The organism is Larkinella fluvii, from assembly GCF_051857545.1.
GTDB lineage: Bacteria > Bacteroidota > Bacteroidia > Cytophagales > Spirosomataceae > Larkinella.
The window spans coordinates 403,255-419,178 of the sequence record NZ_JBPZHB010000008.1 but is presented as its reverse complement, the minus strand read 5'-3'; the positions used below and the strand labels follow the sequence as shown (position 1 = coordinate 419,178).

The following is a 15,924-nucleotide window of genomic DNA, read 5'->3' as shown; positions in this document are numbered from 1 at the left end:
CCGAATCTGCTCCTATGACCGTCATCCCGCGTTCTACCCCCATGCGGCTTTCAAAAAAATGTTTACCGGAAACAAACCGATCAGGTTGCCCCTGACACCGCAGGCTGGTTACCTTTGCAGAAAACCGCACCCCGAAATGAACCGCATCGACCGCCTGACCGCCATTCTGATCCACCTCCAGACCAAACGCGTTGTCAAAGCGCAGGAACTGGCCAAACGCTTCGGCACCAGCTTGCGGACAATTTACCGGGACATTCGTTCGCTGGAGGAAGCGGGCGTGCCGATTGGTGCCGAAGCCGGAATTGGCTATTTTCTGGAAGATTATCACCTGCCGCCGGTGATGCTCACCCGCGAAGAAGCCAGCGCCCTGCTGTTTGGGGCCAAAGTGATTGAAAAATTTGCGGACGAATCGATTCGGACGGAATTTGAATCGGCTTTGTACAAGATCAAATCGGTGCTGAAACGCAAAGACCAGGAACACCTGGAAGACCTGGAACCGCGTGTTCAGGTGGCCAAACGCCCCACGACGCCCCCGTTTTCGGATGCCCTGCTGGTCGATATTCAGCGCGCCATCGGGCAGCAACAGGTTTTACAACTGGATTATCGGTCGGCCTACAAGGACGAAACGACCGACCGGGAGGTGGAACCCGTGGGCTTGTATCATTACGGAGCGGGCTGGCATCTCATTGCGTTTTGCCGCCTTCGGCAGGACTACCGCGATTTTCGGGTCGACCGAATCCGGCAACTGAACCATACTGGCCATACCTATTCGAGTCAAAACCGCCTTTCGCTGACGGCGTACCTCGAAAAAATCCAGCAAACGCAGCATCTGGAGGAGGTGGTGGTGCGGTTTGACAAACAAGTGGTGCGGCATATTCAGGAAATGAAGTACCACTACGGCTACGTCTCGGAAGAGGAAGACGCCGGGCGATGGGTTCGGATGAAGTTCATGACCCAGTGTGTGCGGGAAGTGGGTCGCTGGCTGCTGATGTTCGGGCAGTGGGTGGTGGTAGAATCGCCCGATGCGCTGCACGAAACCATGAAAGAACTGGCGCAGGAAGTGCAGGCGCATTACTTGTCGGAACGCGTCAATTCCTGAAAATACCGCAAGCCTGCTGACATACGGCTGTCACAACCGGGCGTTTACTTTGTTGCATCCTCTATCAAACACCATTATGATGCAACTCAAAGCAGCGAAACCGCTCACCACCCTGGCTTTTTCAACCCGGACCACGCTGGCGGGTTTGACCCCCTTCGTCCGCACCGTGGCCCGGCAACTGTACCGCGAAGCCGTCCGGCTCGATCTCGAAATCACCGGGCCGATTTGCTGGCAATACACCGGCGTCGACGGCAAACCGGACACGGTTTTCGGCCTGGACATTGTGCTGCCCGTTCAGTCGGCGCAGGGAGAACCGGCTGAGGGGCTGGCGTTTAAAAGTCTGGATTCCTTCAATAGCGGTTTTGCCGAACACCTTGGCAGTTGGGACAATCTGGCTGCCACCTACGGACCATTAGCCGGCGGTTTGTTGCAGAACGGACACCGGCTGAGTGCCGTCAATCGGGAAGTGTATGTCCACATGGATTTCGAAAATCCGGCCAATAATGTAACGCAAATCTATCTGGGAATTCATTAAAACCGCATCGTTATGAAACTGAACGCAGGCATTATTACCGACAAACTGGCCGAAACGAAGGCGTTTTACCAAACCGTTCTGAACTTCGGTATCACGTTTGAGAATGATTTTTATCTGTTGCTGCACACGCCCAATCAGCAGGCTGAACTGAGTTTTCTGCAACCGAATCATCCGTCGCAACGACCGGTTTTCCAGAAACCGTTTACCGGTGAAGGCGTCTACCTGACGATTGAAGTGGACGATGTCGATGCCGAATACGAACACATCCAATCGTTGAATGTACCGATCGAAATTGAACTCCGCGACGAACCCTGGGGTGACCGTCACTTCGCCATCGTCGACCCGAACGGAATCGGGATTGACATCGTGAAATATGCGGCTCCAGAACCCTGACAGCGCCGGGATGTCGGTGGATGCGTAGACCCTGTCAGCGGTTCCGCCCAAATCTATTTTTCAACAAATCGACGCTGCGCTGTTGTGCCCCAAACGGGGCAAGACCGGGTCGATTCGTAGTAATGTTGTTTCTTTGCATTTGCGGTTTCCAACTCACGGATGCTTTTCAGGGTCTCACAAAAGAACAAACCCTTGATGTGCTGATGAAAAAATATACCGGTTATCGGTTCCTGCTGCTATTTGTCTTCCTTGCGGCCTGTGATAAAGAGCCTGAACCAGAAAGATACGCCAATGGGCAGCTTGTAGTATGTGGCGTCAGGAACCCGATCAGCAATTTGAAATGGCTGAATGACCAGTTTAAATTATTTCAGGGAGGCCCATTGATCAACGGAATTGTGTTGTATCGTTACAAAGGCAAAGAAGTCATTGAAGTGCAGAATGGCTACGCCAGCTCTACAAATCAGCATCAATATTATTGTGATGGGGAGAAGCTTAACCTCGATCACCCTGAAACCTTTGCGCAGTTTAAAAAAGATCGGGAAGAGATTACCGTGTTGTATGGGACGAATCTCTGGGGTAAATAGACCTTAATCTGTGGATTGAGCCTCTTTATTTCGTTTCGCCAACCAGTCTTTCACCGCCGGGCCGGTTCCGAACGGCCACGGTTTTAGTTCCGAAATGGGTACCAGTTTGTAAGCCTGAAGTTCTTCTTCGTCAATTTTAATGTCGCCCCACGCCCGGACGTGGTAGGTAATGATGACCTCATTGCGCTGGTAAAACGTATAGACGCCCAGCCGCTCCACAAGGTCGGCATCCAGCCCAATTTCCTCTTTAATTTCCCGCAAAACCGCCTGATCCGGTTCTTCGCCCGGTTCCAGAAAACCGGTTACCAAACCAAACCATTCGGCCGGCCAGCCCCGGTTTTGAATCAGGATGACGGTATCGTTGTCGTATTCGACAATCGCACCTACGACCGGCAGCGGATTGTTCCAGAAAATGTAACCACAGGCGGCTGAACACACGAGCCGTTCACGACCTCCGGCAAAACCGGGCGTAAGCGAACTACCGCATTGGGGACAAAAATTCATCTTTGGCATCGGTTCAATGAAGGATTTGCGGTCAATATAAACACCCCCGTTCGGATTTCCGTATATTTGCAATTCATTTAACAAAAGTTACTTTGCCCCGATTACTGGCTATTGATTACGGAACAAAGCGAACCGGTTTGTCGGTTACTGACCCGTTGCAGATCATCGCGACGGCCCTGGAAACCGTTCCGACGCATCAGTTGCTGGACTACCTGAAACGGTATGTGAGCACCGAACCGGTCGAAGCGTTTGTGGTGGGAATGCCCACGCGCCTGGACGGATCGGATACGGACAATACGCCCCGGGTGAAAGGCTTCGTTGGCCGACTCAAAGCCGCTTTTCCGGACATTCCGGTGCATTGGCACGACGAGCGGTTTACGTCGGCGATGGCTTTGCAATCCATGATTGCCAGTGGTGTCAGCAAGAAAGATCGGCGCGTCAAAGGCAACATCGACAAAGTAAGTGCAGTAATTATTTTACAATCCTTCATGGAATCCAAAAGGTGATGATTTACCCAATAATAGCGTACGGTGATTCCGTTTTGCGGAAACGGGCGCAGAACATCGAGAAAGGGAGTACCGATGTCAAAAAATTCAGTGAAGATCTGTTCGAGACGATGTATAACGCATCCGGCATCGGGCTGGCGGCTCCGCAGGTCGGCAAAAGCATCCGCATGTTTGTGGTCGATGGAACGGCCCTGAACGAAGACGAACCGGAGGAAGACAAGGACCCCAGCCTGATGGGTTTCAAAAAGGTGTTTATCAATCCGCAGATTCTGGAAGAAGACGGCGACGAATGGGGTTTTGAGGAAGGCTGTCTGAGCATTCCGCAAATCCGGGGGGAAGTTTTTCGGCCCGAATTCGTCAAAATCCAGTATTTCGATACCGACTGGAACGAGCACATCGAAGAATATGACGGCATGGCCGCCCGCATCATCCAGCACGAATACGACCACCTGGAAGGCAAACTGTTTACCGATTACCTGCCGCCGTTGAAACGCCAATTGATGAAGAAAAAACTGGCCGACATCACGCGCGGCAACGTGAAAGCGGATTATAAAATGAAGTTTCCGAAATAACTGGAATGCTCCACCTGACCCTGCTGCAAACCAGCCTCCACTGGGAAAATCCGACGGCGAATCGGGCGATGCTCGAAGAGAAAATCTTCGCGCTGCCCGAAAAAACCGATCTCATTGTGTTGCCGGAAATGTTTACGACCGGTTTTTCGATGAACGCCAAAGCACTGGCCGAACCGATGAACCTGACGACATTCCGCTGGCTCAAACAGATGGCGGCCCAGACCGACGCCGTGGTGACGGGAAGCTACATTGTGCAGGAACAGGGTCTGTTCTACAACCGCCTGATCTGGATGGAACCCGACGGTTCGTTCGATGTCTATGACAAACGGCATTTGTTTCGGATGGCGGGGGAGGAGCTTACCTATGCCGGTGGCACGAAGCGGCTGGTGAAATCCTGGCGCGGCTGGAACATTTGCCCGCTGATTTGCTACGACCTCCGGTTTCCGGTCTGGAGCCGAAATGCCGGGCTGGAATACGATCTTTTGATCTATGTTGCCAACTGGCCTGCCGCCCGCAGCACCGCCTGGAACGCCCTGCTGCAAGCCCGCGCCATCGAAAATCTGGCCTATGTCGCTGGCGTCAACCGGGTGGGTGAAGACGGAAACGGACATGCCTACGCGGGTGATTCGAGTCTGATCGACCCGAAAGGCGAGGTACTTTTCCGGCAAAACCAGACCGAAACAGTGTTCCAGACCACCCTTTCTCTGGACGAATTAAGCGCCTATCGCGAGCGGTTTCCGGCCAATCGCGACGCAGATGATTTTCGGATAATTGGATAAAAACCGGAAATGCAGGGACTCCATTTTTCGGTCCGATAACGATAAAAATTCAAATTTTACGCACTTATCGTTAGATAGTTAGTAATTTTGTGCCCGGGATACGCAGTCCGGGACGCAAAGTCAGGTTGAATAGGCCCGTTTATTGAATCAATCACCTCATATCTCATGTCTGCATCGGTAGAAACTGTCAGTTTATTGGCAGACCGCATCATCGCGCTGGAGGAATCGTCAACATTGGCGATGACCAAAAAAGCCCGCGAACTGGCCGCTCAGGGCCACAAAGTAATCAGTCTCAGCGTTGGCGAGCCTGATTTCAAGACGCCGAAACACATTTGCGAAGCCGCCAAGCAAGCCATCGACGAAGGCTACCACGGTTATTCGCCCGTAGCGGGTTATGCCGATCTGCGGAAAGCCATTGCAGATAAGTTTAAACGGGAAAACAACATTGACTGGAAACCGGAAAATATCGTGGTTTCGACGGGTGCCAAACACTCGCTGGCGAACGTGATTCAGGTGCTGGTGAACCCCGGCGACGAGGTGATCATTCTGGCTCCCTACTGGGTAAGCTATTCCGAAATGGTGAAACTCGCTGAAGGAAAGTCGATTATCCTCGAAGGGGCTTTTGACAACGACTTCAAAGTAACGGCGGATCAACTCGAAGCGGCCATTACGGATCGCACCAAAATCGTGATGTACGCATCGCCCAACAACCCGACCGGTTCGGTGTATAGCGAAGACGAACTGCGCGCCATTGCTGAGGTGGTGGCCCGGCACGAAAACGTGATTGTGCTGGCCGACGAAATCTACGAACACATTAATTTTACGGATAAAGGCCATTTCAGCATCGGTTCTATTCCCGAAATCAAAGACCGCGTAGTTACCGTCAACGGCGTCGCGAAAGGTTTTGCGATGACAGGCTGGCGGATTGGTTACATAGGTGCCGCTAAATGGATTGCCGACGGGGTGGAGAAATTGCAGGGACAGGTCACCTCAGGAACCGGTTCGATCTCGCAGCGGGCTACACTGGCCGCCCTGAACGGACCGATGGAACCGACGCGTGAAATGTCGAAAGCCTACGAACGTCGCCGGGATCTGGTGGTAAAACTGCTGAAAGAAATTCCCGGTTTTAAAGTGAACGTGCCGGAGGGCGCTTTCTACGCGTTCCCCGACATCAGCTATTATTACGGCAAATCGGACGGAACAACGACCATCAACGACTCGGACGATTTTGCCGCCTGGTTGCTCAATACGGCTTATGTGGCAACCGTGGCCGGCTCAGGTTTTGGTGCTCCCTACGGTCTGCGGATTTCAACGGCCGCTTCCGACGAAGCCCTGACCGAAGCTGTACAGCGCATTAAAGATGCAGTTGCCACGTTAAAATAAATAGAAACGATAGAAGTGAGACAAGAGAATAAAGACAGACTTCACCGATTGACACTTTGTCTCTATTCTCTTGTCTTACTTCTTTTTTCTTAAAAATCATCAAGCATTAATTACTCCCTTTTTATGTCTACAGAAACATCCACGTACGTTCCGTACAAAGTTAAAGACATCGCGCTGGCCGAATGGGGCCGCAAGGAAATCCGGTTGGCCGAAGCCGAAATGCCGGGTTTGATGTCCCTCCGCAAAGAGTTCGGACCGTCGAAACCCCTCGCTGGTGCCTACATTGCCGGTTGTCTGCACATGACGATCCAGACCGCCGTTCTGATCGAAACACTGGTTGAACTGGGTGCCGAAGTGACCTGGTCATCGTGTAATATCTTCTCGACGCAGGACCATGCCGCAGCCGCCATTGCGGCCGCTGGTATTTCGGTGTATGCGTGGAAGGGTATGAACGAAGAAGAATTTAACTGGTGTATCGAGCAGACGTTGTTCTTTGGCGAAGAACGGAAACCGCTGAACATGATTCTGGACGATGGTGGTGACCTGACCAACATGGTTTTCGACCTCTATCCGGAACTGATTACCAACATCAAAGGCTTGTCGGAAGAAACGACGACAGGTGTTCACCGGTTGTATGAGCGCATGAAAAACGGGACGCTGCATTTGCCCGCCATCAACGTCAACGACTCGGTTACCAAATCGAAATTCGATAACAAATACGGCTGCCGCGAGTCGCTGGTCGATGCCATTCGTCGGGGAACCGATTTGATGCTGGCCGGTAAAGTAGCGGTTGTCGCCGGGTATGGTGACGTAGGGAAAGGTTCTGCCGAATCACTCCGTGGCGCCGGTTGCCGCGTGCTGGTGACAGAGATCGACCCGATTTGCGCGCTGCAAGCCGCGATGGACGGTTACGAAGTGGTCACGATGGACGAGGCTGCGACCCGCGCCAATATTTTCGTAACCGCAACGGGCAACATTAACATCGTCAAAGATCGTCACTTCAAGACGATGCGCGACAAGGCGGTGGTTTGTAACATTGGTCACTTCGACAACGAAATCGACATGGCGTGGCTGAATGCAAACTACGGTCATTCGAAGAGCCAGATCAAACCGCAGGTCGATTTGTATGAAATCGACGGCAAAGAAATCATCGTGCTGGCCGAAGGCCGTCTGGTGAACCTGGGTGTTGCGATGGGTCACCCGTCGTTCGTGATGTCCTGCTCGTTCTCGAACCAGACGCTGGCGCAGTTGGAACTGTGGGCCAATTCGGACAAATACGAAAACAAGGTCTACATTCTGCCGAAACACCTCGATGAGAAAGTAGCGGCTTTGCACCTCGATCACGTGGGCGCAAAACTGGAAAAACTGGATCAGGAACAGGCGGAATACATCGGCGTCACCACCGAAGGCCCCTACAAATCGGATCTGTACCGGTATTAATAAGTTAAGAGTGAAGAGTTAAGAATTAAAAGTGAATAGGCAATAGCAGCCATCAGTAGTGGTAGCTCCGGAGGAGCGGTCTAAAAGCATCTTCAGGCCACTCCTCCAGAGCTACCACTACTGATGGCTGCGATTGTCTATTAACAGGACAGACCTCCGGCCTTCATTCAAACCGTTAAAACAAGATTTCGCAGTTGAACGCGTCAGCCTACTTTTAATTTTTAACTCTTAACTCTTAACTCTTAACTCTTCACTTTTAATTCTTAACTCACTTCCCGTGGCACAATGGAACTTCGTGGCCCGTCTGGTCGATGACGGTGGAAGGATAGAAGCCCCGGATCAATAAGAGAAAGGCCAGGGCAATCGTGATGACTGGCATCAAGACAGTAAACCGGCGTCGCAGGTTTGCCGGGAAAAACGTCGGGACAAACCGGACCAGCAACAAAGCCGGAACCGTTCCCAGGCCGAACACCGCCATGTATAATGCGCCGGTTGCCGCGCTCCCGGTGGTGATGGCTCCGGTCAGGGCCACGTATAAAAAACCGCAGGGCAATAAACCGTTCAGGAAACCGAGTCCGACAAATGCCTGTAGTGTAGGGCTTTGCAAAAAACGGGACATCGGTTTGGTCACCCAGCCTCGTCCCCCATTCAGAGACAAACCGGCCCGTTTTCCGTGCTGGAACAGAACCCAGAGCAGCAGGAACAGACCGCCAGCGATTGACACCGATCGCTGCAAACCGGCCAGCAACAACCCCTGGCCGATGGTGCCGACCAGCAACCCCAGCCCGGAATACGCCGTAATTCTTCCCACATGATACAGTCCCATCGCGAGCACCCGTTGTGAACGGGGTAATCGTCCGACGGGCAAGGCCATCGCTAGTGGTCCGCACATGCCGACGCAGTGCAGGCTTCCGACTAAACCCGTGGTCAGGGCTGCGATGATCCAGACATTCTGCACGTTACGGAATGGTTACGGTTTGTTCGCTATAATATTCCTGCCCGTTTTCCAGCCAGTTTAGTTGCACTCGCCAGAAACCGGAGGCCAGTTTGGCGGTCGAAACCGTCGTTTGGCCGGGCTGCAAGGCAACACTCCGATCCTGTCGGCGATCCGAAGGGCGGTAGAAGGTCAGTTTGCCGCCGGTTGAACCCGCTTCGGATCGCGTCAGTTCGATTACCTGCCGGATGGCATCGAAGCGAATCGTCGGCGATTCCGCCAGTTTGGCGGTTCGGGCTACCCGGTCAATCTGTTGTTGAAAGGCGATTTCGGTCTGGTAATAATCATCGCGCACCAGATCGACCCGTTGGCGGCACATGAGATACACCAGGGTGCCGATAAATCCGGCAAACAGGATGTAAACGAGTACGATGGCTTTTCCCCAGTTCATGGATTTATGGAGTGATTGAGTGAATTAGTGATTGAGTGAAAAGCAAAACCGGTCCAGCGTGAATAAGGAATCTACTTCGCTCAATCACCAATTCGCTCAACCACCCAATTATTTTACAGGTCCCAAAAACGTCGTTTCGATCTGGTCGACGACTTCGTTACCGGCCAGCACGTCGATGTGAAGTGGCGTACTGTTTTGCCGGATGGTTTTTTCCGGTAAATCGATGAAGAACATCCCTTTGGTCTGTTCCCCGGCCGGCACCGACGACAGCGGCTGTACGAAACGCAGTTTGGCGTCCGTTCGGCTCAGGCGGAATTGAACCGGCAACGTCCGGTAGGTCTTGTTGATCACTTCCACCAGATACAGATTCGATACCTTGCCACCCGTTTCGCGCTGGTACAACTGCCCTGGTGCCCGCAAAACCGTCACGTCCATCACCGGTCGGCTGACGAGCAGAAAACCGATGATTCCCAACAAAACGAGTAATACGCCACTGTAGGCCAGAATCCGGGCCGTAATCCGGAACGGTTTTCCCTGCTCGATATTGGCCTGCGAATCCATACGGATCAGCCCCTGGGGCAGTTCGATTTTGTCCATGACACTATCACAGACGTCGATGCAGAGCGTGCAATTGATGCATTCCAGTTGCGTCCCGTTCCGAATGTCGATACCCATCGGACAAACCTGCACACAAAGTTTGCAGTCGATGCAATCGCCCTTCGGGGCTTTAGTTAAGAGTGAAGAGTTATGAGTTATGAATTTAGGGTCGCTCCCCTCTTCTTCCTTCATTCTTAATTCATCACTCTTAACTCTTTTCCCACGCGGTTCTCCCCGGATGTAGTCATACGCGACGATCAGGGAGTTTTTGTCCAGCAAAACGCCTTGCAGCCGTCCGTACGGGCAGATCGTCGTGCAGACGATCTCGCGCAGCCAGGCAAAAACGAGGTAAAATACACCCGTAAAGACGACGATGGCCGCCAGACCGGCGAGGTGTTGCGCCGGGTCATCGGTGATCAGGGTCAGCCACTGGTCGCGACCAATGAGGTAGGCCAGAAAGGTGTTGCTGATGGCGAACGAAATCAGAAAGAAAACGCCGTGTTTCAGTCCTTTTTTGACTACTTTTTCGGTCGTCCAGGGGCTGGCATCCAGCCGTTTCCGGGCGTTAAAATCACCCTCGATCCAGCCTTCGATTTTCCGGAAAACCATCTCCATAAAAATCGTCTGCGGACACGCCCAGCCGCACCATACCCGGCCATAGACGACGGTGAACAGGGCCACAAACACAATGAAGGCAATCAACCCAAAGGCAACCAGGTAAAAATCCTGCGGCCAGAACGGCACCCCGAAAAAGATAAACCTGCGTTCGAGCACGTTGAACAGGAACAGTGGATGTCCGTCAATCCACACAAACGGCCCGGCAAACAACACGATCAGCAGCACCACTGCCACCACCGTCCGCCAGCGGGTAAACCGGCCGGTGGTTTCACGCGGATACAACCACCGCCGACCGCCAGAGGCATCGGCTGTGGGCAGCGTATCGCGGAAGTCGGAGGGGGGAAGTGCTACGTTGGATTTCATCGGTGTGTTGAGTTAGCGGGTTGCAACGGGTTCGCCGGTGGCTATTTTTTCGCCCTGCGGTTCTTTCGCTCCGGCGGGGTTCGTGCCTTGCAGCGACAGGATATAACTGGCGACTTGCTGCACCTGGAGCGGATTCAGTTGTTTTTTCCAGGACATCATCCCTTTTTCGGGAACGCCTTCGGTAATGATGTGAAAAACCGCCTTGACGTCACCGCCGTGCAGCCAGTAGGCATCGGTCAGGTTGGGGCCCACCTTGCCTTCGGCATTGGCGCCGTGGCAGGCTACGCAGTTTTGGGTGAACAGGGCTTTCCCGGCGTCAATTCCCTTCGCATCTTTCAAGACCGTAACGGTATTTTCGTTGATGGAACCGGCCACTTTTTTGATGTAATCCTCCCGCTGTTTATCGGCAATGGCCATTTCCTGGGAGTATTCCTGCACCATGATGTCGCCTGGGTTGAAGACGTGGTAAACGAGCAGGTAGACGACCCCAATCGCAATGGTTCCGTAAAACAACCCCATAAACCAGGGGGGCGTCGGGTTGTCGAGTTCGGCAATTCCGTCGTAGGCGTGTTCCATGGTCAGGTTTTTTTCCTGATTCAGTTCGTGCAGCCCCGCCATCCGTTGCCACCAGGAGCGCGTATCGACCGGTTTGGCAACGGTTTGGGCGTCGGGTTCTATTATTTTTTTGAGGAGGAACACCAGGTTCAGAGCTACAGCTCCAACGGCTACCATGCCCACCAGCAGAAAAAGAGCGACGGTAACCAGCAACAGATCCTGACCGGATGAAATGTCCCAGATGGATTTTGCTGGTTCCTGGCCCAGCAGCCCACCATTGAGTAAAATGAATGAATTCATGGAAAGAGGAAGGTGGTTAATCGGTTGACGATTCATCGAGGGGCATCTGGCTCATCTGGCGGATGTACGTTTTATCCACCAAAACCAGGTATAAACCGACGAGAATGAAAAAAGCGAGGAAGGTGATAAACGAGCCGACCATATAGACGTCCGCGCCGGGAATTTTGGAGATGAATTGCTTGAACATGATCTTAGAAGTGAAGAGTTATGAGTTAAGAATTAAGAATTAAGAGTGAAGAGTTCATATGCGTCAGCCAACTCATAATTCTTAACTCTTCACTCTTAATTCATTTGCTTGCGTTTTCCATTTTCCTGATGTCCGTGCCGAGCCGTTGGAGGTAGGCAATCAGGGCGATGATCTCGCGGTCGGCGTCGACTTTGATGCCATCTTTCGCCAGGCGGTCACTGACTTGCTGCGCCTGTTTTTGCAAATCTTCATTGGCGTAGCTGATCGTTGCGTCGTCGTAGGGAACACCCACTTGTTCCAGCGTTCTCAGCTTATCCGACGTATTCGAAATGTCGAGTTTCTGGTCCAGCAGCCACGGATAGGCGGGCATGATCGACCCCGGCGACATCGACGTTGGGTCGCGCATGTGGTGGTAGTGCCAGGAATCGGGGTATTTGCCGCCTTCGCGGTGCAGATCCGGCCCGGTGCGTTTGCTGCCCCACAGGAACGGGTGGTCATACACGAATTCGCCCGCTTTGGAATACTCCCCGTAGCGTTCGGTTTCGCTGCGGAAAGGCCGAACCATCTGGCTGTGGCAGTTGACGCAGCCCTCACGGATGTAGAGGTCGCGGCCCTGGACTTCGAGGGCGCTGTAGGGTTGCACGGCCGAAATCGTCGGCACATTGGACTCTACCATGAACGTCGGAATCAATTCTACCATCGAACCGATCAGAATCACCACCAGGGAGCCAATCAGCAGCGGTATGGGCTTGCGCTCCAGCCAGCGGTGCCAGTAGGTATCGCTTCCCGTCGGCACATAGGCTTGCTCCAGGGCAGGCGCTTCGGCGGCTTCGTTGACCACCAGTTGTCCGGCGGCCATCGTTTTGAACAGGTTATAAGCCATCAGAATCGCACCCAGCAGGTAGAACGTACCCCCCACCGCCCGCATCTGGTGCATGGGCAGCAGTTGGATGGTCGTTTCCAGAAAGTTCGGGTAGCGCAGGGTGCCTTCGGGGGTAAACTCCTTCCACATCATGCCCTGGGTGAAGCCCGAAATGTACATCGGAATGGCGTAGAACAGGATTCCCAGCGTACCGATCCAGAAATGGATGCTCAGCAGTTTTTTGGAATACAGGGGCGTTTTATACATGCGCGGAATCAGCCAGTACAGGATCGCGAAGGTCAGAAAACCGTTCCAGCCTAAAGCCCCGACGTGTACGTGGGCTACGATCCAGTCGGTAAAGTGCGCAATGGCGTTGACGTTCTTGAGCGAGAGCATGGGTCCTTCGAAGGTGGCCATCCCGTAGGCGGTAATGCCGACGACCATGAATTTCAGGATGGTATCTTCCCGAACCTTGTCCCAGGCTCCGCGCAGGGTCAGCAGCCCGTTGATCATCCCACCCCAGGACGGGGCAATGAGCATGATGGAGAAAACCACCCCCAGCGATTGCGCCCAGTCGGGCAGCGATGAATAGAGCAAGTGGTGAGGACCGGCCCAGATGTAGATGAAAATCAGTGCCCAGAAGTGCAGAATCGACAGCTTGTAGGAGTATACCGGGCGGTTTGCCATTTTGGGCAGGAAGTAATACATCAGCCCCAGAAACGGCGTGGTCAGGAAAAATGCCACGGCATTGTGACCATACCACCACTGCACGAGCGCATCCTGTACCCCGGCGTAGACGTAATAACTTTTGAACAGACTGACCGGCATCTGGTACGAGTTGACGATGTGCAGCACGGCAACCGTTACGAACGTGGCGATGTAAAACCAGATGGCGACATACAGGTGGCGCTCCCGGCGTTTGATGATCGTGCCGAACATATTGATCCCGAAAACCACCCAGATCAGCGTAATGGCAATGTCGATCGGCCATTCGAGTTCGGCGTATTCGTGCGACGTGGTCAGACCCAGCGGCAACGTAATGGCTGCGGCTACGATGATGGCCTGCCAGCCCCAGAAGTGGATTTTACTGAGCAAATCGCTGAACATCCGGGCTTTGCAAAGCCGTTGCAGCGAGTAATACACCCCCATAAAGATGGCATTGCCGACGAAGGCAAAAATGACCGCGTTGGTGTGCAGCGGCCGAATCCGTCCGAAGGTCGTATACTGGTTGCCGAGGTTGGCCGCCGGAGCAAACAACTGGCTGGCAATCAGCACCCCGACCAGCATGCCGACGACGCCCCAGATGATGGTGGCAACGGCGAAATCCCGGACAATGCGGTTGTCATACTCGAAGCGCTCCACGGCGGGAGCGGCTCCGTTCCCCGGTCGGGGGTGTTCAGGCGAAATCGTAACAGGCGGTTTTTGCGAGACATTCATAGTGGTAACGAGCTGTTATGCGGGGGTATCTATGGAGGAGGTAGTAGTTGGTTCGTTGTCGTCGAGCAGCATCCGCATCGAAGGAGTGTACAAGTCATCCTGCTGGCCGGTTTTCATCGACCATAGGAAAGCCCCGAAAAATCCCAGTGCCAGCAGCAGACTAATGCCAATCATGAAGAAGATAATGTTCATATTCGTGAGCGTTTGCCGGGTCAAAAGTGCGGCTTATCCGCTGGGCAACGTATGAGGTTCGTCAGGCAGGGGGGTGATAGAATTCAGGTAAACCGGGCGGGCTGACAAAACTCATCCGGTCGGCTGACCAGTGTTAGACTGGCGATAAAACACGGGGACTACTTTTGGGGCTATTACACCAGATTCTTCTTTCTTAATGATCATTCTCGTCTTTTTTCTCGCGCATTGGTACCTGTCGGTCCTGATGCAGACCCTTTTTCTCCACCGCTATGCCGCCCACCAGATGTTTACCATGAGTAAGGGCTGGGAGAAGGTTTTTTACGTTGTGACGTTCATTAGCCAGGGATCGTCGTTTTTGAGTCCACGCGCGTACGGTATTATGCACCGGCTTCACCACGCTTACGCCGATACCGAGGAAGACCCGCATTCACCGAAATATTCCAAGAGCATGATGGATATGATGTGGAAGACCCGGCAGTTTTACAACGACATCCTGAATAACCGCGACACCGTTCCGGCGAAGTTCAAAAAGGGCGTGCCCAACTGGCCGTGGATGGAATGGTTCGGGGATCGCTGGCCGGTTCGGGTGGCCTGGGGAACGTTCTACGTGCTGTTCTACATCCAGTTTGCCACCTCACCCTGGCTTTTTCTGCTGCTGCCATTCCATTTTTTCATGGGCCCGGTGCATGGTGCCATCATCAACTGGTGCGCGCACCGCTACGGCTACATCAACTTCAAAGTGGACGATACGGCCAAAAACCTGTTGCCGTTCGACTTTCTGATGATGGGCGAATCGTACCACAACAACCACCACCGCTACGGCGGTCGGGCCAACTTCGGCGGTTTCCGCTGGCACGAATTCGACCCGGCTTATCCGCTGATTTTATTGATGAATAAACTGGGCATTGTGAAGCTCCGGCGCGGGCGCGACGAAGCGTATATGTAAGGTGATTCAATGCGAGACGGCGTTGTTTTTCAATGGGTTATCCTGTTGAAAAACAACGCCGTTTTTCTTTTTAATACGTAAAGATGGCAACCAGCGTCTGGCACACCTGATGGCATACCGCGTCGTCTAAGCGCCCGATGTGTTTTACCAATCGGACTTTGTCAACCGAGCGGATCTGATCCAGAGCGATCTGACCATCCTGACCGGAAAAATGGCAATTGACTCGGGTGGGATAACGCTTTTGCGTGCTGGTTAAAGGCGCAACCATCACGGTATTGAGCCGTTGGTTAATCGCATCCGGGGATACAATCAAACAAGGACGTGTTTTGGCAATCTCGCTGCCCTGGGTGGGATCTAATGAAACCAGCCAAACGTCGAACCGCTTGATTACCATGTCCACTCGGTTTGGTCAAACTGGTTTGGTGTGCCATCAAACAGATCACTTTCGGGCTGATCACCGGCTTTTATGGCTTCATCAAAAGCCTGTTCCCAACCGTCCCGGGGATGTTTTTTGACCGCGCGTAAAATAAGCGCCCCCTCAACGATTTCGATGTCAACCGCTCCTTCAATGCCTGCCTGTTGCAGAACCGTTCGCGGCAGGAGAATACCTTGTGAGTTGCCAATTTTACGAATGATCTGTAGCATACATTTAGAGCTGATTTGTTATAACAAAGGTATAACAAATCA

The 15,924-nt window shown here is 53.1% G+C and carries 20 protein-coding genes; 10 read left to right on the top strand and 10 right to left on the bottom strand.

Going from position 1 to position 15,924, the window contains the following annotated elements:
• The first annotated feature begins 136 nt into the window (after positions 1 to 136).
• From ACS5NO_RS22815 to ACS5NO_RS22800, 4 genes are all read left to right on the top strand, one after another.
• On the top strand, positions 137 to 1,099 hold the full coding sequence (locus ACS5NO_RS22815) for a helix-turn-helix transcriptional regulator (protein WP_439417276.1): 963 nt from the start codon (positions 137 to 139) through the stop codon (positions 1,097 to 1,099).
• 76 nt (positions 1,100 to 1,175) lie between these two features.
• Positions 1,176 to 1,634 (top strand): GyrI-like domain-containing protein, encoded by a 459-nt coding sequence (locus tag ACS5NO_RS22810; RefSeq protein ID WP_439417275.1) that lies wholly within the window; start codon positions 1,176 to 1,178, stop codon positions 1,632 to 1,634.
• Between the two features lie 12 nt (positions 1,635 to 1,646).
• Positions 1,647 to 2,027: a VOC family protein gene (locus ACS5NO_RS22805; RefSeq protein ID WP_439417274.1), complete on the top strand. Its 381-nt coding sequence runs from the start codon at positions 1,647 to 1,649 to the stop codon at positions 2,025 to 2,027.
• Positions 2,028 to 2,230: 203 nt separating this feature from the next.
• Positions 2,231 to 2,611, top strand: a complete 381-nt coding sequence (locus tag ACS5NO_RS22800) for a hypothetical protein (protein ID WP_439417273.1) — start codon at positions 2,231 to 2,233, stop codon at positions 2,609 to 2,611.
• Positions 2,612 to 2,614: 3 nt separating this feature from the next.
• On the opposite strand, the gene ACS5NO_RS22795 is transcribed toward ACS5NO_RS22800, so the two are convergent.
• The gene (locus tag ACS5NO_RS22795) at positions 2,615 to 3,115 is read right to left on the bottom strand and encodes an NUDIX domain-containing protein (protein WP_439417272.1); all 501 of its coding nucleotides are present in this window, start codon (positions 3,113 to 3,115) and stop codon (positions 2,615 to 2,617) included.
• A gap of 92 nt (positions 3,116 to 3,207) precedes the next feature.
• Between ACS5NO_RS22795 and ruvX the strand changes: the two genes are divergently transcribed.
• The 5 genes from ruvX (at position 3,208) to ahcY (ending at position 7,795) form a co-directional block, all read left to right on the top strand.
• Positions 3,208 to 3,621, top strand: coding sequence for a Holliday junction resolvase RuvX (gene ruvX / locus ACS5NO_RS22790; RefSeq protein WP_439417271.1), 414 nt, complete (start codon positions 3,208 to 3,210; stop codon positions 3,619 to 3,621).
• Positions 3,621 to 4,193, top strand: a complete 573-nt coding sequence (gene def, locus ACS5NO_RS22785) for a peptide deformylase (protein WP_138991061.1) — start codon at positions 3,621 to 3,623, stop codon at positions 4,191 to 4,193. Before ruvX ends, def begins: the two co-directional genes overlap by 1 nt.
• A gap of 5 nt (positions 4,194 to 4,198) precedes the next feature.
• On the top strand, positions 4,199 to 4,972 hold the full coding sequence (locus tag ACS5NO_RS22780) for an amidohydrolase (protein WP_439417270.1): 774 nt from the start codon (positions 4,199 to 4,201) through the stop codon (positions 4,970 to 4,972).
• Between the two features lie 165 nt (positions 4,973 to 5,137).
• Complete coding sequence (locus tag ACS5NO_RS22775) at positions 5,138 to 6,355, top strand: pyridoxal phosphate-dependent aminotransferase (RefSeq protein ID WP_138991063.1); 1,218 nt, start codon at positions 5,138 to 5,140, stop codon at positions 6,353 to 6,355.
• Positions 6,356 to 6,478: 123 nt separating this feature from the next.
• Entirely contained in the window at positions 6,479 to 7,795 is a 1,317-nt protein-coding gene (ahcY, locus tag ACS5NO_RS22770; protein ID WP_439417269.1) for an adenosylhomocysteinase, read from the top strand.
• 268 nt (positions 7,796 to 8,063) lie between these two features.
• Here ahcY and ACS5NO_RS22765 read toward each other — a convergent pair whose 3' ends face one another.
• The 7 genes from ACS5NO_RS22765 to ccoS form a co-directional block, all read right to left on the bottom strand.
• Complete coding sequence (locus tag ACS5NO_RS22765) at positions 8,064 to 8,753, bottom strand: sulfite exporter TauE/SafE family protein (RefSeq protein ID WP_439417268.1); 690 nt, start codon at positions 8,751 to 8,753, stop codon at positions 8,064 to 8,066.
• Between the two features lies 1 nt (position 8,754).
• Positions 8,755 to 9,180, bottom strand: a complete 426-nt coding sequence (locus ACS5NO_RS22760) for a FixH family protein (RefSeq protein WP_439417267.1) — start codon at positions 9,178 to 9,180, stop codon at positions 8,755 to 8,757.
• A 108-nt stretch (positions 9,181 to 9,288) separates the two neighbouring features.
• Positions 9,289 to 10,758: a cytochrome c oxidase accessory protein CcoG gene (gene ccoG / locus ACS5NO_RS22755; protein WP_439417266.1), complete on the bottom strand. Its 1,470-nt coding sequence runs from the start codon at positions 10,756 to 10,758 to the stop codon at positions 9,289 to 9,291.
• 12 nt (positions 10,759 to 10,770) lie between these two features.
• On the bottom strand, positions 10,771 to 11,613 hold the full coding sequence (locus ACS5NO_RS22750; protein WP_439417265.1) for a cbb3-type cytochrome c oxidase N-terminal domain-containing protein: 843 nt from the start codon (positions 11,611 to 11,613) through the stop codon (positions 10,771 to 10,773).
• Positions 11,614 to 11,629: 16 nt separating this feature from the next.
• Entirely contained in the window at positions 11,630 to 11,800 is a 171-nt protein-coding gene (locus tag ACS5NO_RS22745; RefSeq protein WP_191908692.1) for a hypothetical protein, read from the bottom strand.
• A gap of 100 nt (positions 11,801 to 11,900) precedes the next feature.
• A complete protein-coding gene (gene ccoN, locus ACS5NO_RS22740) occupies positions 11,901 to 14,099 on the bottom strand; it encodes a cytochrome-c oxidase, cbb3-type subunit I (protein ID WP_439417264.1) in 2,199 nt (732 codons plus the stop codon).
• Between the two features lie 15 nt (positions 14,100 to 14,114).
• The gene (gene ccoS / locus ACS5NO_RS22735; RefSeq protein WP_150874439.1) at positions 14,115 to 14,291 is read right to left on the bottom strand and encodes a cbb3-type cytochrome oxidase assembly protein CcoS; all 177 of its coding nucleotides are present in this window, start codon (positions 14,289 to 14,291) and stop codon (positions 14,115 to 14,117) included.
• Positions 14,292 to 14,487: 196 nt separating this feature from the next.
• Between ccoS and ACS5NO_RS22730 the strand changes: the two genes are divergently transcribed.
• A complete protein-coding gene (locus ACS5NO_RS22730; protein ID WP_439417263.1) occupies positions 14,488 to 15,237 on the top strand; it encodes an acyl-CoA desaturase in 750 nt (249 codons plus the stop codon).
• 70 nt (positions 15,238 to 15,307) lie between these two features.
• Here the strand turns inward: ACS5NO_RS22730 and ACS5NO_RS22725 are convergent, their stop codons facing one another.
• The gene (locus ACS5NO_RS22725) at positions 15,308 to 15,631 is read right to left on the bottom strand and encodes a type II toxin-antitoxin system PemK/MazF family toxin (protein ID WP_439417353.1); all 324 of its coding nucleotides are present in this window, start codon (positions 15,629 to 15,631) and stop codon (positions 15,308 to 15,310) included.
• Positions 15,625 to 15,882: an AbrB/MazE/SpoVT family DNA-binding domain-containing protein gene (locus ACS5NO_RS22720; protein WP_439417262.1), complete on the bottom strand. Its 258-nt coding sequence runs from the start codon at positions 15,880 to 15,882 to the stop codon at positions 15,625 to 15,627. The genes ACS5NO_RS22725 and ACS5NO_RS22720 overlap by 7 nt, the downstream gene beginning before the upstream one ends.
• Positions 15,883 to 15,924 lie beyond the last annotated feature (42 nt).